The 20,871-nt window shown below is 71.2% G+C and carries 23 protein-coding genes; 11 read left to right on the plus strand and 12 right to left on the minus strand.

Features of this window, described 5'->3' with window-relative positions:
* Positions 1-50: 50 nt before the first annotated feature.
* The 10 genes from JYK18_RS00570 to JYK18_RS00615 all read right to left on the minus strand — a co-directional run bounded on the left by JYK18_RS00570 (position 51) and on the right by JYK18_RS00615 (position 10,935).
* Positions 51-818 (minus strand): CPBP family intramembrane glutamic endopeptidase, encoded by a 768-nt coding sequence (locus tag JYK18_RS00570; protein WP_206803959.1) that lies wholly within the window; start codon positions 816-818, stop codon positions 51-53.
* Between the two features lie 71 nt (positions 819-889).
* The gene (locus JYK18_RS00575) at positions 890-1,630 is read right to left on the minus strand and encodes a CPBP family intramembrane glutamic endopeptidase (protein ID WP_307795738.1); all 741 of its coding nucleotides are present in this window, start codon (positions 1,628-1,630) and stop codon (positions 890-892) included.
* 76 nt (positions 1,631-1,706) lie between these two features.
* Positions 1,707-2,771, minus strand: a complete 1,065-nt coding sequence (locus JYK18_RS00580) for an amidohydrolase family protein (RefSeq protein ID WP_206799085.1) — start codon at positions 2,769-2,771, stop codon at positions 1,707-1,709.
* Positions 2,772-4,331 carry a signal recognition particle protein gene (ffh, locus tag JYK18_RS00585; protein WP_206799087.1) on the minus strand — a complete coding sequence of 520 codons (1,560 nt, stop codon included), beginning with the start codon at positions 4,329-4,331 and terminating at the stop codon, positions 2,772-2,774. It lies immediately after the preceding gene.
* 268 nt (positions 4,332-4,599) lie between these two features.
* Positions 4,600-5,469: a Ku protein gene (locus JYK18_RS00590; protein WP_206799096.1), complete on the minus strand. Its 870-nt coding sequence runs from the start codon at positions 5,467-5,469 to the stop codon at positions 4,600-4,602.
* A 38-nt stretch (positions 5,470-5,507) separates the two neighbouring features.
* Positions 5,508-5,831: a hypothetical protein gene (locus JYK18_RS00595; RefSeq protein WP_206799098.1), complete on the minus strand. Its 324-nt coding sequence runs from the start codon at positions 5,829-5,831 to the stop codon at positions 5,508-5,510.
* Positions 5,832-5,947: 116 nt separating this feature from the next.
* Entirely contained in the window at positions 5,948-8,260 is a 2,313-nt protein-coding gene (locus tag JYK18_RS00600; RefSeq protein ID WP_206799108.1) for a [protein-PII] uridylyltransferase, read from the minus strand.
* A gap of 3 nt (positions 8,261-8,263) precedes the next feature.
* Positions 8,264-8,602, minus strand: coding sequence for a P-II family nitrogen regulator (locus JYK18_RS00605; protein ID WP_153030306.1), 339 nt, complete (start codon positions 8,600-8,602; stop codon positions 8,264-8,266).
* Entirely contained in the window at positions 8,599-9,930 is a 1,332-nt protein-coding gene (locus JYK18_RS00610) for an ammonium transporter (protein WP_206799111.1), read from the minus strand. Before JYK18_RS00610 ends, JYK18_RS00605 begins: the two co-directional genes overlap by 4 nt.
* A gap of 225 nt (positions 9,931-10,155) precedes the next feature.
* A complete protein-coding gene (locus tag JYK18_RS00615; protein ID WP_206799113.1) occupies positions 10,156-10,935 on the minus strand; it encodes an alpha/beta fold hydrolase in 780 nt (259 codons plus the stop codon).
* 64 nt (positions 10,936-10,999) lie between these two features.
* Here JYK18_RS00615 and JYK18_RS00620 point away from each other — a divergent pair, with 64 nt between their 5' ends.
* Entirely contained in the window at positions 11,000-11,815 is an 816-nt protein-coding gene (locus JYK18_RS00620; RefSeq protein ID WP_206799115.1) for a putative RNA methyltransferase, read from the plus strand.
* Positions 11,812-12,423, plus strand: coding sequence for a (2Fe-2S)-binding protein (locus tag JYK18_RS00625; RefSeq protein ID WP_206799118.1), 612 nt, complete (start codon positions 11,812-11,814; stop codon positions 12,421-12,423). Before JYK18_RS00620 ends, JYK18_RS00625 begins: the two co-directional genes overlap by 4 nt.
* Positions 12,424-12,425: 2 nt before the next feature.
* Here the strand turns inward: JYK18_RS00625 and JYK18_RS00630 are convergent, their stop codons facing one another.
* Positions 12,426-13,295, minus strand: coding sequence for an aldo/keto reductase (locus tag JYK18_RS00630; protein ID WP_307795739.1), 870 nt, complete (start codon positions 13,293-13,295; stop codon positions 12,426-12,428).
* A gap of 84 nt (positions 13,296-13,379) precedes the next feature.
* On the opposite strand from JYK18_RS00630, the gene JYK18_RS00635 reads away from it, so the two are divergent.
* Both JYK18_RS00635 and JYK18_RS00640 read left to right on the plus strand, forming a co-directional pair.
* The gene (locus tag JYK18_RS00635; RefSeq protein WP_206799122.1) at positions 13,380-14,669 is read left to right on the plus strand and encodes an O-acetylhomoserine aminocarboxypropyltransferase/cysteine synthase family protein; all 1,290 of its coding nucleotides are present in this window, start codon (positions 13,380-13,382) and stop codon (positions 14,667-14,669) included.
* Positions 14,666-15,142: a CoA-binding protein gene (locus JYK18_RS00640; protein WP_206799124.1), complete on the plus strand. Its 477-nt coding sequence runs from the start codon at positions 14,666-14,668 to the stop codon at positions 15,140-15,142. Before JYK18_RS00635 ends, JYK18_RS00640 begins: the two co-directional genes overlap by 4 nt.
* Here the strand turns inward: JYK18_RS00640 and allB are convergent.
* Positions 15,135-16,460, minus strand: coding sequence for an allantoinase AllB (gene allB / locus JYK18_RS00645; protein ID WP_206799126.1), 1,326 nt, complete (start codon positions 16,458-16,460; stop codon positions 15,135-15,137). The genes JYK18_RS00640 and allB overlap by 8 nt on opposite strands.
* Before the next feature lie 114 nt (positions 16,461-16,574).
* On the opposite strand from allB, the gene JYK18_RS00650 reads away from it, so the two are divergent.
* The 7 genes from JYK18_RS00650 to JYK18_RS00680 all read left to right on the plus strand — a co-directional run bounded on the left by JYK18_RS00650 (position 16,575) and on the right by JYK18_RS00680 (position 20,847).
* Positions 16,575-16,820: a hypothetical protein gene (locus JYK18_RS00650; RefSeq protein WP_153030299.1), complete on the plus strand. Its 246-nt coding sequence runs from the start codon at positions 16,575-16,577 to the stop codon at positions 16,818-16,820.
* Positions 16,821-17,216 (plus strand): helix-turn-helix domain-containing protein, encoded by a 396-nt coding sequence (locus JYK18_RS00655; protein WP_206799128.1) that lies wholly within the window; start codon positions 16,821-16,823, stop codon positions 17,214-17,216.
* Between the two features lie 61 nt (positions 17,217-17,277).
* The gene (uraD, locus tag JYK18_RS00660; protein ID WP_206799139.1) at positions 17,278-17,769 is read left to right on the plus strand and encodes a 2-oxo-4-hydroxy-4-carboxy-5-ureidoimidazoline decarboxylase; all 492 of its coding nucleotides are present in this window, start codon (positions 17,278-17,280) and stop codon (positions 17,767-17,769) included.
* Complete coding sequence (gene uraH / locus JYK18_RS00665) at positions 17,766-18,080, plus strand: hydroxyisourate hydrolase (protein WP_206799149.1); 315 nt, start codon at positions 17,766-17,768, stop codon at positions 18,078-18,080. The genes uraD and uraH overlap by 4 nt, the downstream gene beginning before the upstream one ends.
* Positions 18,081-18,082: 2 nt before the next feature.
* On the plus strand, positions 18,083-18,955 hold the full coding sequence (gene pucL, locus JYK18_RS00670) for a factor-independent urate hydroxylase (RefSeq protein WP_206799151.1): 873 nt from the start codon (positions 18,083-18,085) through the stop codon (positions 18,953-18,955).
* Positions 18,952-20,262 (plus strand): nucleobase:cation symporter-2 family protein, encoded by a 1,311-nt coding sequence (locus tag JYK18_RS00675; protein ID WP_206799152.1) that lies wholly within the window; start codon positions 18,952-18,954, stop codon positions 20,260-20,262. The genes pucL and JYK18_RS00675 overlap by 4 nt, the downstream gene beginning before the upstream one ends.
* 39 nt (positions 20,263-20,301) lie before the next feature.
* Positions 20,302-20,847 (plus strand): TetR/AcrR family transcriptional regulator, encoded by a 546-nt coding sequence (locus JYK18_RS00680; protein WP_206803961.1) that lies wholly within the window; start codon positions 20,302-20,304, stop codon positions 20,845-20,847.
* The last annotated feature ends 24 nt before the right edge of the window (positions 20,848-20,871 follow it).

The raw sequence follows: 20,871 nt of genomic DNA on the forward strand, positions 1-20,871 counted from the left end.
GGCCGGGGCAAGCAATCGAACATTCTGCCAGACGGCCCGCGCGGACCCGCCTACAGGGTGGCGATGCCCAGCGTGGTGAGCAGGATGGCGACCGCGGGCAGGAAGTTGTTCATCTGGTGCGCCACGATGCTGCCGAGCAGCCTGCCGGTGTAGAGCCTGGCCAGCCCGATCGGCACCGAGATGACCAGCAGCAGCGTGGTCCGCAGCGGTTCGAGGTGGCTGACCGCGAACACCGCGGTGGACAGCAGGAAGGCGGCCACCCGGCCCCACTTCTCGTTGCCCCAGCTCAGCCGCTCCACCGCGCCCCAGAGCAGGCCGCGGTAGATGATCTCCTCGCAGATCGGCCCGAGCAGCCACAGGTAGAGGAACATGATCACGGCGGCGGTCACCGACATCGGCTGGTCCTCGATCAGCGCGCTGATCGCCGATGAGGCGTTCTGCTCGCCGACGATCTGCGTCCAGACGAACGCGCCGACGGTGGTGCACACCAGCCCGACCATGCCGAACTTCAGCCCGGTCTTGACGTCCGACCAGCGCCAGGACAGCCGCAGGTCGGCCAGCGGGCCGTTGCCGCGGATCCGGGTGATCAGCACGGCGGCGGTGGCGGCCACCACGGTCGGGGTGATGGTGCCGACCAGCACGTGCCCGACCGGCATCGGCTGCCCGGCGGGCACCGGGCCCAGCGCGGCGAGCACCAGCGCGGCCGAGGCCAGCAAGATCGCTTCGACCAGGAGGAAGGCGCCGAAACCCCAGCGGTGGTCCGGTGGCTTGGCCACCTCCGGTAGCGGCTCGGGGCCCTGGACCTGCTCCCCCTCCATCGCGCTCAAGCCGTCCTCCGGTCGGTTCTTCGCAATTCGGGCAGGGTCCAAGGTTACTGGGCGCCACCGGGTCATGACGCACCCAGGAGCAGGAGCGCGGGCGGCAGGTTGTTCGCGGCGTGCGCCACCACGCTCGAACCGGTCCGGCCGCTGAGCAACCGGGCCGCCCCGATCGCCAGCCCCTGCACGAACAACGCCAGGGTGCGGCTCGGTTCTCCGTGCAATTGGGCGAACACCGCGGCGGTCAGCGCGAGCACCGCCCACTGCGGGATGCGGTGGGCGGTCAACCCGGCCCACAGCGCGCCCCGGATCAGCACCTCTTCGGTCACCGGCGCGACGAGCACCACGATCAGCGCGGCGAGCGCGAGCCACAGCGGGTTGTCCCCGACGCCCTGGGCCAGCCCGGACAGCGGGTTGCCGGATTCGAGGTCGGTGCCGAAGACCGGCAGCAGCAGGAGGTTCGCCAGGTAACCGGCGAGCAGGGCGAACCCACCGCACGCCAGGCCGATCTTGATGTCCCGCAGCCGCGGCAGCACGCCCAGCTCGCGGAAGGACCCCCAGCGCTTCGCGGCCAGCACCGGCGCGAGGCCCAGCATCAGGTTCGGCACGAAGGCGAGCAGCAGCAGCGGACCGAGGTCCGGCATCTCCTCGGCGTCGTCGAACCCGGTGAACCGGCCGGTCAGCGCGGCGGTGAGGACCAGGTTCATCAGGTGGTACGCGCCGAACCCGGCGATGAACGCGAGCAGGCCCCAGTGGGCCCCGCGGACCAGGCCGTCACCGACCGCCGGAGGGTTTTCGTCCGCCTGAGCCACCGCACCTCCGCCGCCGGAATGACCTTCGCGCCCCCACGCTAAGGGGCGGATGGCTACCGGGTGAACCCGGCCCGTCTCAGGAAGTGACGGTACCGCGCAGGATGATGTGCGACGGGTGGCGCAGCGCGCCGAGGTCCTCGCGCGGATCGGCGGTCAGCACCAGCAGATCGGCCGGGGCGCCGTCGGCGATGGCCGGGTGGCCGAGCCAGTCGCGCGCTGCCCACGCCCCGGCGCCGAGCGCCTCGGTGCGCGACATGCCCGCCCGGTGCAGCAGCTCGATCTCGTCGACGATCCGGCCGTGGTCGATCATGCCGCCCGCGTCGGTGCCCGCGTAGACGGCCACCCCGGCGTCCAGCGCGGCCTGCACTAGCCCGTCGACGCGGCGGTGCAGCTCACGCATGTGCGCGGCGTAGACCGGGTACTTGCCCGCGGCGTCGGCGATGCCGGGGAAGTTCTCGGTGATGTTGGCCAGGGTCGGCACGAGCGCGATACCGCGGCGCGCCATGTCGGCGAGCTGCTCGCCGGACAGCTCCGTGCCGTGTTCGAGGCAGTCGACCCCGGCGGCCAGCAGGCCCGGCAGCGCGGCGGCGCCGAACACGTGCGCGGTGACCTTGGCGCCCGCGTCGTGCGCGACCTTGACCGCCTCCGCGAGCACGTCGTCCGGCCACAGCGGCGCGAGGTCGCCGGCGGACCGGTCGATCCAGTCGCCGACGAGCTTGACCCAGCCGTCGCCGTCGGCGGCCTGCTCGGCCACCGCCTCGGGCAGCTGGTCCGGGCTGTCCAGGTCGAGGCCCAGGCCCGGCACGTACCGCTTGGGCAGCGAGAGGTGGCGGCCGCAGCGGATGAGCCGCGGCAGGTCGTCGCGCTCCTGCAACGCCTTGGTGGGCAGCGGATCGCCGCAGTCGCGGATCAGCAGCGTGCCCGCCCGGCGGTCGGCCAGCGCGTGGGCGGCGGCCCCGTCGAGGTTCTCCGCACCGATGCCGGGGTGGCAGTGCGCGTCGACCAGGCCCGGCACGAGGAACACGTCCTCGGCCAGGGTCCGCGCGCCCTCGACCGGCTCGTAGCTGATCCGGTCGCCGTCGATCCACAGCTCGCGGTGCTCACCCGACGGCAGCACCACGCCGCTGAGGCGGTAGGCCATCTACTTGCCCTTGGGCAGCTTGAACTTCGACGGGTCGAAGCCGGGCGGCAGGTCGTTCAGGCTGCCACCGAGCTGCGAGAGGTCGGGCATGCCACCGGCGGGACCGGCACCCGGGAACCCACCCGGCGGCAGCGCGGGCATGCCACCGGGGAAACCGCCCTTGATCTTGGGCTGCGTGGGGCCGCGCCCCTTGCCCTTCTTCCCCTTCTTGCCCTTGCGGTTGTTCTTCCGGTTGTTCGCGCCACCGCCGCCGAAGCCGAACCGCCCGGCCATCTGCTGCATCATCTTCTTGGCGTCGTAGAACCGGTTGACCAGGTCGTTGACCTCGCGCACGGCCACGCCGGAGCCCTTGGCGATGCGCTGGCGCCGGGAGGCGTTGATGATCTTCGGATCGGCCCGCTCGGCCGGGGTCATGCCGCGGATGATCGCCTGCAGCCGGTCCAGCGACTTGTCGTCGACCTGGGCCAGCTGGTCCTTCATCTGCCCGGCGCCGGGCAGCATGCCCAGCAGGTTGCCGATCGGGCCCATCTTGCGCACCGCGAGCATCTGCTCGAGGAAGTCCTCCAGGGTCAGCTCGCCGCTGCCCAGCTTCTGCGCGGCCTGCTCCGCCTTCTCCTGGTCGAAGGCCTGCTCGGCCTGCTCGATCAGGGTGAGCATGTCGCCCATGCCGAGGATCCGGCTGGCCATCCGGTCCGGGTGGAAGAGGTCGAAGTCCTCGAGCTTCTCGCCGTTCGACGCGAACAGGATCGGCTGGCCGGTGACCTCGCGCACGCTCAGCGCGGCACCACCGCGCGCGTCGCCGTCGAGCTTGGTGAGCACCACGCCGGTGAAGCCGACGCCGTCGCGGAAGGCCTCGGCGGTGGTCACCGCGTCCTGACCGATCATCGCGTCGACCACGAACAGCGTCTCGTCCGGCTGGACCGCGTCGCGGATGTCGGCGGCCTGCCGCATCAGCTCCTCGTCCACACCGAGGCGGCCCGCGGTGTCGACGATCACGATGTCGTGCTGGTTGTGCCTGGCCTCGTCGATCCCGCGGCGGGCGACGTCGACCGGGTCGCCGACGCCGTTGCCCGGCTCCGGCGCGAAGGTCGGCACGCCGGCGCGCTCACCGACCACCTGCAGCTGGGTGACCGCGTTGGGGCGCTGGAGGTCGCAGGCGACCAGCATCGGCGCGTGGCCCTGCTTCTTCAGCCACAGCGCCAGCTTGCCCGCCAGCGTGGTCTTACCGGCACCCTGCAGACCGGCGAGCATCAGCACGGTCGGCGGGTTCTTCGCCAGGTTCAGCCGCCGGGTCTCGCCACCGAGGATGGCGACCAGTTCCTCGTTGACGATCTTGATGACCTGCTGGGCCGGGTTCAGCGCCTCGGACACCTCGGCGCCCTTGGCCCGTTCCTTGACCTTGGCGATGAACGCGCGCACCACCGGGAGCGCGACGTCGGCCTCCAGCAGCGCGATGCGGATCTCGCGCGCGGTGGCGTCGATGTCGGCGTCGGAGAGCTTCCCCTTGCCACGCAGGTTCTGCAGGACCGAAGTGAGGCGATCGGAGAGGGTGTCGAACACGGGTGTGCGCTCCAGCAGTCGTCGTCAGGGTGCAGGCCTGCGGGCGGACACCGCACCTGCATCCTCTTCAGGGTAGTCGACGATGACGCCCGGCCGGTCCGCTCCTCCTCCAGGCCGGCCGGGCCCCGTGCCGCGCGAGCGGGCGGCGGCCTTCGTCCGACCCCCAGTACCGGGCGATTTCCACCGTGCTCGCGCTGCGCAGAAGCCTGCCGGTCCGGCGCGGCACCCGGCAGCGGGAAGACCCCCATATCCGGGCGGGTAGTTCTACTCAGTCGACGGTTTCCGTCTTCCGCTGCGCGGCTCGCTTCGCCGAGGCCGCGGCTTCGGCGGCCTTCTCCGCGGCGCCGCGAGCCCGCTCGACCGGGCTCCCGCCCTCGTGGATCTCGGCGCCGGACTGCAGCGCCGCCAGCAGCGCGGTGACCCCGGCGTTCTGCACGGCCGCCGCCGGGCGCGCCAGCTCGCCGCCCTCGGCCTTCGCGGTGATCAGCTCGTTCAGGGCGGACTGGTAGTGGTCGACGTAGTTCTCCGGTTCGAAGTCACCGGCCAGCCGGTCGATCAGGCGCGCGGCCAGCCGGACCTCGCCCACGTGCACGTCCACGTCCTCGTGCTGGAACGGGAAGTCGGGGGCGCGCACCTCGTCCGGCCAGAGCATGGTCTCCAGCAGCAGGAGCTGGTCGCGCACGCGGATCACCGCGAGCGTCTCGCGCTGGCGCAGCGCCACCTTGACCACCATCACCCGGCCCGCCTGCTGCATCGCCTCGCTGAGCAGCACGTACGCCTTGGTCCCCGCCACCTCCGGCTCCAGGTAGTAGGTCCGGGCGAAGTAGACCGGGTCGACCTGCTCCATCGGCACGAACGACAGCACGTCGATGGAGTGCGCGGTGGCCAGCGGCAGCGAGGCGAGGTCGTCGTCGGTGAGCACCACCACGTCGCCGCCGGGCAGCGGGAACCCCTTCCCGACCTCACCCGGCGGGACCTCGGTGCCGTCGGCCTCGCAGTAGCGCCGGTGCTGGATGCGGCCGCCGTCGGTCAGGTGGACCTGGGTCAGGCCGGAGGCGCGGTCGGTGGTCGCGCTGTACGCCTTCACCGGAATGGCGTACGCGCCGAATCCGATCGTGCCTTTCCAGACAGCGCGCATGTGTTCGACTGTAAACCGGCGAAAGCGGCCCTCACCAGCTACAAACGGGTGTCCTCGTCGGCTGTTTGCAGCAGTGCGCCGAGCACCGGCTCACTCTCCGCGATGGCGTCGGCGGAGTACCCGGCCGCGGTGGCGGCGGCTTCGAGCACCTCGGTCAGCGCGCCGTCGACCTGGCTGCCGCGGACCACCCCGGCCAGCCTGGTCAGCGCGAGCGAGAGCTGACGCTGCCCGCAGGCGAGGTGTTCGAGCACGTCGGCGAGCTCACCGGCGGTGCCGACCTCGGCCGATCCGGCCAGTTCGGCGGCGCAGGCCTCCAGGTGCGCGGCCACGATCGAGCCGGGAAGAACCGGTTCGCCCACCATGCCACCCGCCTTCTCGCGTTCCGCCAGGCCACACCGACGGCGACATCCTGCCACCGCCGGTCCGGGCGGTTCGCACGACACCCCGAACGGGCAGGTCACGGTCCGGATGGCCGCCGTCAGCTCGCCGCGGCGAGCACCGCCTGCTCGATCCGGTCCCGCCACTCGCGGTCGAGCCTGCCGTGCCGCGGCGCGATGGCGAACGAGTCGACCACCGCCGCGCCCAGCGTGGCGACCTTGGCCCAGCGCACCTCCGCCTCGCACCGCCGCAACGCGCCCGCGACGTGGTAGAGCAGGCCGATCCGGTCGGTGGCGCGCAGTTCGAGCACCACCGTGGTGGACCCGCTGGTCTCGTCGTCGAACCAGAGCACCTTGGGGCCGCTGGCTTCCACCGGCGCCCCCGCGTAGTCCCGTTCCTTCGCGGCGAGCTTCTGCGTCAACGGCAACGCCCCGCCCAGCGCCCTGGCGAACTGCTCCCGCAACAACGTGACGTCGGGCAGCGAGCCGAACTTGGGCGACGCGGTGAACACGCCGACGCGGCCGCCGTTGTGCCCGTGCAGCATCGCCGTGTGCACCTCCAGCGAGTGCAGCGCGAGCACGCCCGCGGCCGGGGCGAGCAGTTCCGACTGGGTCGGCGCGGCGAGCACCACGGTGGCCACCTTGCCCTCGGACGAGATGTGCACCTGCGGCTGGCCGGTGACCGTCGCGGTCCGCACCAGTTCGCGCTGCGCGGCGTCCAGCGGCTCGGGGGAGCCGAGCACCTTGCCCTGCAAGGCTTCCCGGCACCGGCCGGCGAGCTGGGCGATCAGCGCCGCCTTCCACTCCGACCACACCCCGGGACCGGTGGCCAGCGAGTCGGCCTTCGCCAGCGCCTGCAGCAGGTCCACCAGCAGCGGGTCGCTGTCCAGGGTTTTCACCACGCGCTGCACGGTGGCCGGCTCGCTGATGTCGCGGCGGGTGGCGGTGTCCGGCAGCAGCAGGTGGTGGTGCACCATCGCCGCGACCACGCGCGCGTCCACTTCGGACAGTCCGATCCTGGCGGCCACCTGAGCGGCGATCTTGGCGCCCAGTTCGGAGTGGTCGGTCGCGCGCCCCTTGCCGATGTCGTGCAGCAAGGCGCCCAGCAGGAGCAGGTCCGGCCGGGACACCGTGGTGGTCAGCTTCGACGCCTCGATGCAGGCCTGCACCAGGTGCCGATCGACGGTCCACGAGTGCACGGGTTCGCGCGGCGGCAGGTCCCGCACCGCACCCCACTCCGGGAACAACCGCGCCCACAACCCCGTGCGGTCCAACGCTTCGACGGCGTCCAGCAGGCCTTCGCCCGCGCCGAGCAGTTCGGTGAGCGCGTCACGGGCACCGGCGGGCCACGGCGCGCGGAGTTCCGGCGCGGAGTCCGCGAGCGTGCGCAACGTGCCCTGCGCGATCGGCTGCCCGGTTCGCGCGGAAGCCGCCGCCACGCGCAGCAGCAGTGCCGGGTCGCGGGCCGGAACCGCGTCCCTGGCCAGGGAAACCTCGTTGCCGTGCAACACCACGCCGTCGTCCAGCGGGGTCCGCGACGGCCGTCGGCCGAACCGCGTGCGCGGGGTGACCTCGACCGCGCGCAACACCGTGTCCACCGCGTAGCTGACCGCCCGCCCGGCGCCGGAAAGCTTGCGCGCCAAGGTGAACCGGTCGCCGAAGCCGAGTTCCGCGGCCACCGCCTCGGCGTCCGGCGGGCTCAGCACGTCCCGATCGCGGCGGAGTTCGCGCCGCAACTCGGTGCGGACGTCGAGCAGGAGTTCCTTGGCCGCGACCAGTTCCTCACCGGGCCGGTCCGCCAACTGCGCGGCGGCGAAGGCGTCGAGCAGGCCGAGGTCCCGCAGCCCGCCGCGCCCGTGCTTGAGATCGGGTGCCGCAGACTGGGCGATCTCGCCGCTGCGCTTCCAGCGCTGCCGCGCCGAGGAAGCCAGCTCCGCCAAGCGCTTGCGCGCCGTCCGCCGCCAGTTCTCCCTGGCCGCCGACGCCAGTCGCGCGGCCAGTTCCTGATCACCGGCGAGGTGCCGGGCGTCGAGCAGGCCGACCGCGGTGCGCAGGTCCTCCGCGGCCACCTTCAACGCTTCACCGGGGGTGCGCACGGAGTGGTCGAGACCGACCCGCGCGTCCCACAGCGGGTACCAGAGCGCGTCGGCGATCTCGCCGACACCGGCGTTGCCGTTGTGCACCAGCACCAGGTCCAGATCCGAGAACGGCACCAGCTCCCGGCGGCCGAGCCCGCCGACGGCGACCAGCGCGACACCCGGAACCGCGGTGTCCACGCCGGCCGCCGTGGCGGCTTTGCTCAGCCAGAACTCGTAGAGATCCACCAACGCCGCTCGGAGGGCCGCCGCGCCCAACCGCCCGTGGCGGCCCTCCAGCAGCTTCGTCGCCGCTTCAACCAACTCCCCGGCTTCCACGGTCTATAGCGCGTCCGTCCCGCGTTCCCCGGTCCGTACCCGGATCACCGTGTCGACCGCGGTCACCCAGACCTTGCCGTCACCGATCTTGCCGGTGTGCGCGGCGCTGACGATCGCCTCGATCACCTTCTCCACGTTGGCGTCGTCGGTGACCACCTCGACCCGGATCTTCGCCACGAAGTCGACCGCGTACTCGGCGCCCCGGTAGACCTCGGTGTGGCCCTTCTGCCTGCCGTAGCCCTGCACCTCGCTCACCGTCATGCCGAGCACGCCGAGCTGTTCCAGTGCCGAGCGGATGTCGTCGAGCGTGAACGGCTTGACGATCGCGGTGATCAGCTTCATGACTTGCTCCCCTCGAGCTTCTTGGCCGTGCCTGCCACGCCGGAGCTGTTGCTCGCGGCGCGCCCGCCGCGGCTGCCGCCGAACTCGTACGCCGTCTCCGCGTGCTCCGCCTCGTCGATGCCGACGACCTCCTCGTCCTTCGGGAGCCGGAAGCCGAGCGTCACCTTGATGAGCAGCGCGATGATCGCGGTGACCACGAACGAGTAGCCGAGCACCGAGAACGCGCCGATCGCCTGCGTGCCGAGCAGTTCGAGCCCGCCGCCGTAGAACAGGCCGTCCTTGCTGCCCTCGTTCACCCCGACCGTGCCGAAGAAGCCGATCAGCAGGGTGCCGACGAGCCCGCCGACCAGGTGCACGCCGACCACGTCGAGCGAGTCGTCGAAGCCGAAGCGGTACTTGAGGCTGACCGCCAGCGCGCAGAGGATGCCGGCGATGGCGCCGATGGCGAGCGCGCCCCAGGTGTCGACGAAGGCACACGCCGGGGTGATCGCGACCAGCCCGGCCACCACACCGGAGGCGGCGCCGAGGCTGGTGGCGTGCCCGTCGCGGATGCGCTCGATGAGCAGCCAGCCGAGCAGCGCGGCCGAGGTGGCGGTGAGCGTGTTGATGAACGCGACGCCGGCGATGTTGTTGGCGGCCAACGCGGAACCGGCGTTGAAGCCGAACCAGCCGAACCACAGCAGGCCGGCGCCGAGCATGACGAACGGCAGGTTGTGCGGCTTCATCGGCTCCTTGGGCCAGCCGACCCGCTTGCCGATCACCAGCACCAGCGCGAGCGCCGCGGCACCGGCGTTGATGTGCACCGCGGTACCGCCGGCGAAGTCGAGCGCGCCGAGGTCGTTGGCGATCCAGCCGCCGGACTTGGTGACCTCGCCGGTCACGTCGTCCTTCGCGTCGAACGCGAACACCCAGTGCGCCACCGGGAAGTAGACGATGGTGGCCCACAGACCGGCGAACAGCAGCCAGGTGCCGAAGCGCACGCGGTCGGCCACCGCACCGGAGATCAGCGCCACGGTGAGAATGGCGAACATCGCCTGGAACGCGGCGAAACCGGTGTTGGACAAGGTTTCCGCGCCCATCAGGCCGGACAGGCCGAGCGCCTCGAACGGGTCACCGAGCAGCCCGGCCCCGACGTCGTTCCCGAAGGTGGTCGAGTAACCGAAGATCACCCACAGCACGCCGACCACGCCCAGTGAGCCGAAGCTCATCATGAGCATGTTCAGCACGCTCTTGGAACGGACCATCCCCCCGTAGAAGAACGCCAGCCCTGGGACCATGAGCAGCACCAGGGCGGCGCTGGTGAGCAGCCAGGCCGTATTCCCTTCCACGCTTCCTCCTCGAGAAGATTGCCGATTCGCAATTGCGGCAAATCATGGGAAAGCCGTGTTGCACGGGATGACCAGGGACGTTTCGGGTCTGTGAACCCGGGTGCGCCCTTTGTTACGGGTACGTTTCCCCCCACCCGGCGGATGATGTCCGTTTCCGAAACGGAACCGTTATGACCCGAGGTCAGCCAGGGCGGGGGCGCGGTACTCCGAAGGAAGTAACGCCATTCAACCGCGTTCGATGACCGCGTCGAGGATTTGGGGGGTGTGGGTCCACAGGATCGAGCCGCCGCCGTCCGGAACGAGGTGGCGGGTAGCGCCTGGGATTCGCCGGGCCAGGCTCTCCCCCAGATCAGGTGAGTGCACCGGGCTCGTGTCGTGCGCGCCGTAGAAGAGGGTGACCGGGACGCGGATGTCTTCCACGGCGAACGGCCACGGCCGAAGCGCCAGCACCAGGTCCCGCGCGTACCCGGCCCCGCCCCGCCGGAAGCCGTCCGCCAGGGCCGAGCGGTAGGCCCGCGCGAAAGCCGGTTCCGTGTAGACCGCCAGATCGACCGGCGAGCTCATGCCCGCGATCAGCTCCCACATCGTCGCCGCGTCGGCGGTGGCGGCGAAGGAGGCCTCGAACCCCGCCGGGTCCGCGTCCACGGCACGGATCAACCGAGCGACGTCCGGGTCCAGCGCGTCCCCGAACGACCTCAGCTCGTCCTGACCCGACACGACCACCAGCGACGTGCACAACCCCGCCGCCGCGCACGCGAGGCCGAAGGGCGCGCCCTGCGAGAACGCCACGATCGGACACGACGGCAACCCCAGCGCACGCACGTCCTCGACCCACGTGTCCAGCGTGCGGTCCGGCGCCCCCGGCCACGGCCGTTCGACCGAGATCAGCCGGATCCCCCGCGACGCCACCAGATCCGTGCCGAACCCGAAACCGCACCCCATCGCCGCGCCGGAGAAGAACAGCACGGGCCGCCCCTCCCCCCATTCCGCCGTGTCGAGTCCCATGCGGTGATCGTCGGGCCGGGGGTGGCGCGGGGCAACCGGATTACGCCCGTGGTCGAATGGGGCCATGCACCTGCCCGAACCGGTCGTCCGCGCCCTGCGCTGCTCGGTGTGCGGCGCGCCGCTCACCGGGCGGGACCGCGCGGTGCGCTGCCACCACGGGCATTCCTTCGACCTGGCCAAGCAGGGTTACGTGAACCTCCTGCACGCCAAGATCCCGGCGGGCACCGCCGACACCGCCGAGATGGTCGCCGCCCGCGTCGAGTTCCTCGGCAAGGGCCACTACCAGCCGCTCGCGGAGGCCGTCGCCAAGCAGGCCGCCCGCTTCGACCCCGAGCTGATCATCGACGCCGGCGCGGGCACGGGCTACTACCTCGCGAAGGCACTCCCGGAGAACGCGCACGGCCTCGCGCTGGACGTCTCGGCCGTCGCCCTGCGCCGTGCCGCCAAGGCGCATCCGGCGATCGGCGCCGCGGTGTGGAACCTGTGGGAGCCGTGGCCGGTCGCCGACCAGGCCGCCGACGTGGTGCTCAACGTCTTCGCCCCGCGCAACGCCGCCGAATTCCGCCGCGTGCTGCGGCCCGGCGGCGCGCTCGTGGTGGTATCACCGAATCCGGGGCACCTCGGGGAACTGGGATCGGCGGTGCTCGGCATCGGGGAGGACAAGGAGCAACGCTTGGACAGCTCGCTCGCGCGGTTCACCCTCGACCACCGCGAGGAGATCAGCTACCGCCTGCGCCTCGATCCGGACGAGGTGCGGCACGTGGTCGGCATGGGACCGGCGGCGCACCACCTCCACCGCGACGGCCGCGCCGAGCGGCTGGCCGGGTTCACCGAGCCGGTCGACGTCACCGCGTCCTTCACCCTGTCGGTGTTCACATGAGGGCCACCGTGCTCGCCGACCCCGACTGGCTGCGCGAGGACCTGAAGACCGCCGAGCGGATGTACGGGCGCACGGCCGGGCCGCGCGTGCTCGGCACGGTCCGCTGGTACTCGGCGTCCTCGGTGATCGTCGCGCCGTCGACCGAGTCCCTGTTCACCGGCAAGATCGCCGACCCCTCGCTCGACGCCATCACGCTGAACATGCAGCCCGACGGCCGGTACCTCGACGCCCGCTCCGACCGCGTGCTCGACGGCGGCATCCTCGAACTGGGCCGGGCGATGCGCACCATGCTGGCCACCGTCATCCCGCCGATGGCCGAGGTGTGCGGCGCCGCCGAGAACGCGCTGTGGGCCATCGCCACCGACTCGATCGCGAACCGGCTGCTCTGGTCGGGCGACGCTGCCAGAGCCGTCGACCTGGCCGGTCAGCTCGCCGAGGCGATCGGGACGAACCTGCCGCAACCGAGGTTCACCCAGGTCGGCCGGACCACCATCGTGAAGCGCGCGTCCTGCTGCCTGATCTACGAGATCCCGCGGGCCGACAAGTGCGCGAGCTGCCCGCGCCAGACCCCGGAGGAACGCGCGGAGCGCCTCCGGGGTTTCGGATGAACCTACGAAGCCAGCGCGGAGAACGCGTCGAACTCGGCGTCGGTCAGTGCGATGTCCGCCGCCGCGACGTTCTCCTCCAGGTGCGCCACCGAACGCGTGCCCGGGATCGGCAGCACCACCGGCGACCGCCGCAGCAGCCAGGCCAGCGCCAGCTGGGCCGGCGTCGAGCCGTGGTCCTTCGCGGCCTGCTCCAGCACGCTGCCCGGCTTGGCCAGCTCACCGGTGGCGATCGGGAACCACGGGATGAAGCCGATGCCGTGCTCGGTGGCGTAGTCGAGCACGTCCTCGTGGTGCCGGTCGGCCAGGTTGTACAGGTTCTGCACGCTGGCGATCTCGGCGATCTGCGAAGCCTCGGCCAGCTGGGCCACGCCGACCTCGGACAGCCCGATGTGCCGGATCTTGCCCTCCTGCTGGAGCTGCTTCAGCTCACCGACCTGGTCGGCCAGCGGCACCTCGGGATCGACCCGGTGCAGCTGGAACAGGTCGATCCGCTCCACGCCCAGCTTGCGCAGGCTCAGTTCGAGCTGCTGGCGCAGGTAGGCGGGCCGCCCGACCGGGATCCACTGGTTCGGCCCGGTCCGGGTGAGCCCGGCCTTCGTCGCGATGACCAGGTCCTCCGGGTACGGGTGCAGTGCCTCGCGGATCAGCTCCTCGCTGACGTTGGGCCCGTACGAGTCGGCCGTGTCGATGAAGTTCACGCCCAGCTCGACGGTGCGCCGCAGCACCGCCAGCGCGCCGTCGCGATCGGCGGGCTCGCCCCAGACGCCCGCACCGGTGATCTGCATCGCGCCGTAGCCCAGCCGGTGCACGGGCAGGTCGCCACCGAGCTGGAAGGTTCCCCCTGGCGCCGCGTTGACCTGGGTGTTCGTCACGTGTATCGCTCCCTGGATCGGCATGTGGGACACCTGGGGCAACCACTGGCCGCCCGCCGATGTTCCCGGGTAGCGTCGCGCGGGATGACTGAGCGCTCCTGGGGCTTCCGCACCCGCGCACTGCACGCCGGTGGCACGCCCGACCGGACCACCGGCGCCCGCGCGGTGCCGATCTACCAGACCACCAGCTTCGTCTTCGAGGACGCGGCGGACGCGGCCTCGCTGTTCGCGCTGCAGAAGTACGGCAACATCTACAGCCGGATCGGCAATCCGACGGTGGCCGCGTTCGAGGAGCGCCTGGCCAGCCTGGAGGGCGCGATCGGCGGGGTGGCCACCAGCAGCGGGCAGGCCGCCGAGTTCCTCACCTTCGCCGCGCTGGCCGAGTCCGGGGACCACATCGTCGCGTCGAGCGACCTCTACGGCGGTACGGTCACCCAGCTCGACGGCACCCTGCGCCGGTTCGGCGTGGACACCAGCTTCATCCGCGGGACCGCGCTGGACGACTACGCCGCCGCCATCACCGACCGGACCCGCCTGCTCTACGCCGAGGTGATCGGCAACCCGAGTGGCGCGATCGCCGATCTGGAGGGGCTCGCCGAACTGGCCCACGCGCACGACATCCCGCTGGTGGTGGACGCCACGCTGGCCACGCCGTACCTCTGCCGCCCGATGGAGCACGGCGCCGACATCGTGCTGCACTCGGCGACGAAGTTCCTCGGCGGCCACGGCACCACGCTCGGCGGTGTGGTGGTCGAATCGGGGAAGTTCAACTGGGGCAACGGCAAGTTCCCCCGGATGACCGAGGTGGTGGACAGCTACGGCGGCCTGAAGTACTGGGAGAACTTCGGCGAGTACGCCTTCTGCACCCGGCTGCGCGTCGAGCAGTTGCGCGACATCGGTGCCGTGCTCTCCCCGCATTCGGCGTTCCTCCTGCTCCAGGGCGTCGAGACGCTGCCGCAGCGGATGGGCGAACACGTGGCGAACGCGCGGAAGGTCGCCGAGTACCTCGAAGCCGACGACCGCGTCGCGTGGGTCAGCTACGCGGGCCTGCCCTCGCACCCGCACCACGAGCGCGCGCGGAAGTACCTGCCGGAGGGCCCGGGCGCGGTGTTCTCGTTCGGGGTGCGTGGTGGCCGTGCCGCCGGCGAGAAGTTCGTCGAGTCGGTGGAACTGCTCTCGCACCTGGCGAACGTCGGCGACGCTCGGACGCTGGTGATCCACCCCGCGTCGACCACGCACCAGCAGCTCTCGGACGACCAGCTGCGCGCGGGCGGCGTCGGCCCGGACCTGGTCCGGTTGTCGGTCGGCCTGGAGGACGTCGACGACATCCTGTACGACCTCGACCGCGCGCTGGACCAGGCGGTGCGCGCATGAGCTGGACCGAGCCGACCGCCCGCGACCGCCGTCGCCTGCTCACCCGCACCGAATCGGTGACGATCATCGGCGCCTCGGCGAACCCGTCGCGGCCGAGCTTCTTCGTGGCTTCCTACCTGCTCTCGTCCAGCCGCTACCGCGTGCATTTCGTGAACCCGCGCCTCGACTCGCTGCTCGGGCAACCGGTGTACGCGTCGCTGGCCGACGTGCCGGACGTCGACCTGGTGAGCGTGTTCCGGAAGCACGATGACCTCCCCGGCGTGGCCGAGGAGGTCATCGAGGCGGGTGCGCGCACGCTGTGGATGCAACTCGGCCTGTGGCACGAACCGGTCGCCGAGAAGGCCACCGAAGCGGGCCTGGACGTGGTGATGAACCGGTGCGTGAAGATCGAGCACGCCCGCTTCGCCGGTGGTCTGCACCTGGCCGGGTTCGACACCGGCGTGATCAGCTCGAAGCGCGCGGACTTCAGCTAGGCCGGGTGAGCAGCTCGCCGAACGGCTGCTCCCCGGTGATCTCGCGACCCCGGAGCCAGGTACCGCGCACCACGCCGGCCAGCGGCCGCCCGTGGTAGGCGCTCACCGGGTTGCGGTGCCGCAGCTTCGCCACGTCGACGACAAAGGCCTCGTCCGGGGCGAACACGCAGAAGTCGGCGTCCGCGCCGACCTCGATCCGGCCCTTCTGCCGCAGTCCGGTCAGCTCGGCGGGCCGCAGCGCCATCCAGCGGACGACGTCGGCCAGTGAGTGGCCGCGGGTCCGCGCCTGGGTCCACACCGCGGGCAGGCCGAGTTGCAGGCTGGAGATCCCGCCCCACGCCTCACCGAAGTCGCCGCTGTCGAACCGTTTCAGCTCCGCCGTGCACGGCGAGTGGTCGCTGACCACGCAGTCGATCACCCCGTCGGCCAGGCCCTTCCAGAGCAGTTCCCGGTTGGCCGCCTCGCGGATCGGCGGGCAGCACTTGAACTGCGTCGCCCCGTCCACGATCTCCTCGGCGATGAAGCTCAGGTAGTGCGGGCAGGTCTCCACGGTCACCCGGACGCCGTCGCGACGGGCTTCGGCGAGCATCGGCAGAGCGTCCGAAGAGGACAGATGGAGGATGTGCACCCGCGCGCCGGTGCGGCGTGCCTGGTCGAGCACGTGCGCGATGGCCAGGTCCTCCGCGCCACGCGGGCGGGACCGCAGGAAGTCCGCGTAGAGCCCGCCGGTCACCTCCGGCGCGCGGTCGATCTCGTCGGAGTCCTCGGCGTGCACGATCATCATCGCGTCGATCTCGTTCACCGTGCGCAGGCCTTCGGCCAGCCCTGCGGGATCCAGCGGCGGGAACTCGTCGACCCCGGAATGCAGCAGGAAGCACTTGAAGCCGAAGACCCCGGCCTCGTGCAACGCGGGCAGCTGGTCCAGTTTGCCGGGGATCGCACCGCCCCAGAACCCGACGTCCACGTGCACCCGGCCCTCGGCCGACTTCCGCTTGATCGCCAGCGCGTCCGGGTCGACCGTCGGCGGCAGGCTGTTCAGCGGCATGTCCACGATGGTGGTGACGCCACCGGCGGCCGCCGCGGCGGTGGCCGTCTCGAAGCCCTCCCACTCGCTGCGGCCGGGATCGTTGACGTGCACGTGGCTGTCCACCAACCCGGGCAGCAGCACCTCGTCCCCGGACAGTTCGACCACCCGATCGGCGGACAGTTCCGCGTCCAGCGGTTCGATCGCGGTGATGCGCCCGCCGGTCACGCCGACCGCCCGCGCGACCTCCCCGTCCGCCGTGATCACCCTCGGCGCTCGCAAGACCAGATCCACTGCTCGACTCCCTTCCGCCCCGGTACTTTCCGCACGAACCACGCGGCCGGTCAAGGTAGGAACCTACAAAATCCGAGGTTACGCCCGCGCGCCGAACGGGTTACCGTTCGCGACGTGGAACTGGAAGCCGAGTTCACCACCGAACCCTTCCTCGGCGAGGGTCCGGCACCGGAGCACGCCGAGCTGGCCCGGCAGGCGGCGCTGGCCGCGGGCCTGGACACCGACTTCGGCCCGCTCGGCACCTCGGTCCGCGGGGACGCCGAAGCGGTGCTGGCCGCGCTGCCCAAGATCGCCCGCGCGGCGCTGACCGGCGGCGCCACCAAACTCACCCTCCAACTGCGGAACACCAGGGACGGCTAGGTGCCGAAACGAGCCGAACACCCGCTGGTGACCGCGATCGCGCCGTTGCTGGACCGCATCGACGCCACCGTGGTGCCCCCGGCCGAGCGGCGGCCGGAGGACGTGCCGTTGCGCTGGGAGGGTGAACTCGTCGGCGCGGTCCGGCTGCCCGGCGCCGAGCTGACCGGTGCGCTGGAGCGGCTGGTGCACGAGGTGGAGACCGAACTCGGCGGCGAACTGCACCGGCTGGACCGCGCCGGGAAGCAGCGGGCCGTGCGGCTGCTGGAAGAACGCGGTGCTTTCACCATGCGGAAAGCGGTGGCCACCATCGCCGAATCGCTCGGCGTCACCCGGTTCACCGTGTACAACTACCTGAACCGAGATCAGCCGGACCGCGGGAATTCAACAAGTTGTTGACGGCCGAGTGAAGCTCGACGTACCGTCTCCCAACCACATCGCCCCGACCCGGGAGCCGCCCGTGACTGTCGATCTGGCCGGGTTCAACGAAGCCACCACCACCGAAGCACGCGCCGTGCTGCTGGCCTGCCTGGCGGTACCGCGCTGGGCCGACGCCGTACTGGCCGCGCGCCCGTTCGCCGACCGCGAGTCCCTGCTGGACACCGCGGCGAAGGCGGCCGACCCGCTCACCACCGAGGAGGTGCACCTCGCCATCGCGGACCACCCGAGAATCGGCGAAAAGCCTGCCGGACAGGGGAATTCGGCGGACTGGTCGAGATCGGAACAGTCCGGAGTGGACGATCAGGCGGCCGCCGAGTTCCGGGCCGCCAACGCCGCCTACGAGGACCGCTTCGGCTGGGTCTACCTGGTCTGCGCGAGCGGGCGAAGCGGGGTCGAGCTGCTCGCCGACCTGAAGTCCAGAATGGACAACGACCCGGCCGACGAGATCCGCGTCGCCGGGCGCGAACTGAGCAAGATCGCCGTACTGCGCTTGGGAAAGGCCGTCGCATGAGCCTGGTGACCACCCACGTACTCGACACCGCCACCGGCCGCCCGGCGCCCGGCATCGAGGTGGTGCTGGAGTCCGACGGCAAGATCGTCGCGAAAGGACGGACCGACGACGACGGCCGGATCCGCGACCTCGGCCCGGAAACCCTGCCCGCCGGGGTCTACCGGCTCACCTTCGACACCGGCGCCTACCTCGGGCCGGACGCGTTCTTCCCCGAGGTGTCGCTGACCTTCCGGATCACCGATCCCGGCGCGCACCACCACGTACCGCTGCTGCTGAGCCCGTTCGCCTACTCCACGTACCGAGGGAGCTGACCGTGGCCGTCCACCTGGGCCCCAACCAGTACGGGAAAGCCGAAGTCCGGATGGTCACCGTGCAGCGCTCGGGCCCGGTGCACGAACTCCGCGACCTCACCGTGTCCACCGCGTTGCGCGGACACCTCGAACGCACCCACCTCACCGGCGACAACGCCGACGTGGTGGCCACCGACACGCAGAAGAACACCGTCTACGCCTTCGCCAAGCAGGAACCGGTCGGCGAGATCGAGGATTTCGCGCTGCGCCTCGGCCGGCACTTCACCGGCGAATTCAGCCACATCACCGGTGCGCGCGTCCGGATCGAGGAACACGGCTGGCAGCGCATCACCGTCGGCGGTGAACCACACGACCACTCCTTCAACCGGTCCGGGGACGAGCGCCGGACCACCGAGGTCACCTTCAAGGACGGTGCCCCCACGGTGATTTCCGGGCTCACCGGGCTGACCGTGCTCAAGTCGACCGGCTCGGAGTTCCACGGTTTCCCCCGCGACCAGTACACGACGCTGGCCGAAACCGACGACCGCATCCTGGCCACCGCGCTCACCGCCCGCTGGCGCCATCGCGCCGCGTCCGGTGACTGGGCCACCTCCTTCGGCGAGATCCGCCGCATCCTGCTGGAAACCTTCGCCACCAAGCACAGCCTCTCCCTGCAGCAGACGCTCTACGCGATGGGCGAGGCGGTGTTGCTGGCCCGCGACGAGATCGCCGAGATCCGGCTCTCGCTGCCGAACAAGCACCACTTCCTGGTCGACCTGAGCCCGTTCGGGCTGACCAACGAGAACGAGGTCTTCTTCGCCGCGGACCGCCCGTACGGGCTGATCGAGGGCACGGTGCTGCGTGACGGAGAAGACGCCGAGGTGGACGTCCAGTGACCCATCCCGTAGACACCATCCCGTCCAAAGGACAACTGATCGCGGGCGGCATCCAGCACGTCGCCGCGATGTACGCCGGGGTCGTCGCGCCCCCGCTGATCATCGGCGCCGCCGTCGGGCTGAGCCCCGGTGAGCTGAGCCTGCTGATCAGCGCCAGCCTGTTCACCGCCGGGCTGGCGACCCTGTTGCAGACACTGGGTTTCTGGCGGTTCGGCGCGCGGCTGCCGCTGGTGAACGGCGTGACCTTCGCGACCGTCGCGCCGGTGCTGGCGATCGTGAAGCAGCACGGCGGCGAGAACGCGCTCGGCGTGGTCTACGGCGCCACGCTCATCGGCGGCGTGCTGATGGTGCTCGCGGCCCCGTTCTTCTCGCGGCTCACCCGGTTCTTCCCGCCGCTGGTCACCGGCACGGTGATCACCCTGATCGGCGTCTCGCTGCTGCCGGTCGCGGTGCGGTGGATCGCGAACCAGCAGGACTCGGCGTCGCCGTCGGGGCTGCTGCTGGCCGGGGTCACGCTGATCGCGGTGCTGGCGTTCACCCGGTTCCTCCCGGGTTTCTTCAGCCGGATCGCGTTGCTGCTCGGCCTGGTCGCCGGCACCCTGCTGGCCTGGCCGCTCGGCGAGGTGGACACCGCCACGCTGACCGAGGCGCCGGCGTTCGGCATCGCCAGCCCGTTCCACTTCGGCACGCCCGCCTTCGACATCGCCGCGGTGGTGTCCATGGCCATCGTGATGATCGTGATCATGGTGGAGAGCACGGCGGACATGCTGGCGCTCGGCGAGATCGTGGACCGGCCGTCCACCCCGCGCACCATCGCCGACGGCCTGCGCGCGGACGGCATCGCCACCGCGGCGAGCACCGTCTTCGGCGGGTTCGCCGCGACGGCCTTCGCGCAGAACGTCGGCCTGGTGGCGCTGACCAGGATGGTGAGCCGGTACGTGGTCGCGGCCGGCGGGGTGGTGCTGGTGCTGCTCGGGGTGTTCCCGATCGCCGGCGGGATCGTCGCGCTGGTGCCGCAGCCGGTGCTCGGCGGGGCCGGGCTGGTGTTGTTCGGCAGCGTCGCGGTCAGCGGCATCCGGACGCTGGCGAAGGCGTCGTTCGAGCGGCCGGTGAACATCGCGGTGGTGGCCGCGGCGCTGGGCATCGGGCTGATCCCGATCGCCGCGCCGGGGTTCTACGAGCACTTCCCCTCGGCGGTGCGGACCGTGCTGGACTCGGGCATCAGCGCCGGGTGCGTGGCCGCGGTGCTGCTGAACCTGGTGTTCGGCGACCGCGCGCGCAAGCCGGCTCTGGATAGAACGCTCTAGCGGTATCCTGGGCTGGTGGGAAACACCAAGGAACGGATCATGACCGCCGGCGCCGAGCTGTTCCGCCGCAACGGCTACACCGGCACCGGGCTGAAGCAGATCGTGGCCGAGGCGAACGCGCCGTTCGGCTCGCTCTACCACTTCTTCCCCGGTGGCAAGGAACAGCTCGGCGAGGAGGTCATCCGTACCTCGGGCATGGCCTACATCGCCCTGCTCGACGAACTGATCGCGCCGGCGCCCGACCTGGTCACCGGCCTGGAGACGTTCTTCTCGGCGGCGGCCGAGATGCTGGTGGAGACCGGGTACGCGGACGCGTGCCCGATCGCCACCGTCGCGCTGGAGGTGGCCAGCACGAACGAGCAACTGCGGATCGCCACCGCCGACGTGTTCACCGCGTGGATCGAAGCGGGGACGCGGGGCATCGCCGCTTTCGGCCTCACCGAGGCGGACGCCAGGAAGCTCACGTTCGCCGTGATCAACGCGCTGGAAGGCGCCTTCGTCCTGTGCCGCGCCATGCGGGCCACGGAACCGATGGACGCCGCCTCCGCCTCGTGCGTCGCCTACGCGAAGACGCTCATGCCGTGAATGTGGCTTTCACTGCCGATTCGG

The organism is Amycolatopsis sp. 195334CR, from assembly GCF_017309385.1.
Taxonomy (GTDB): domain Bacteria; phylum Actinomycetota; class Actinomycetes; order Mycobacteriales; family Pseudonocardiaceae; genus Amycolatopsis.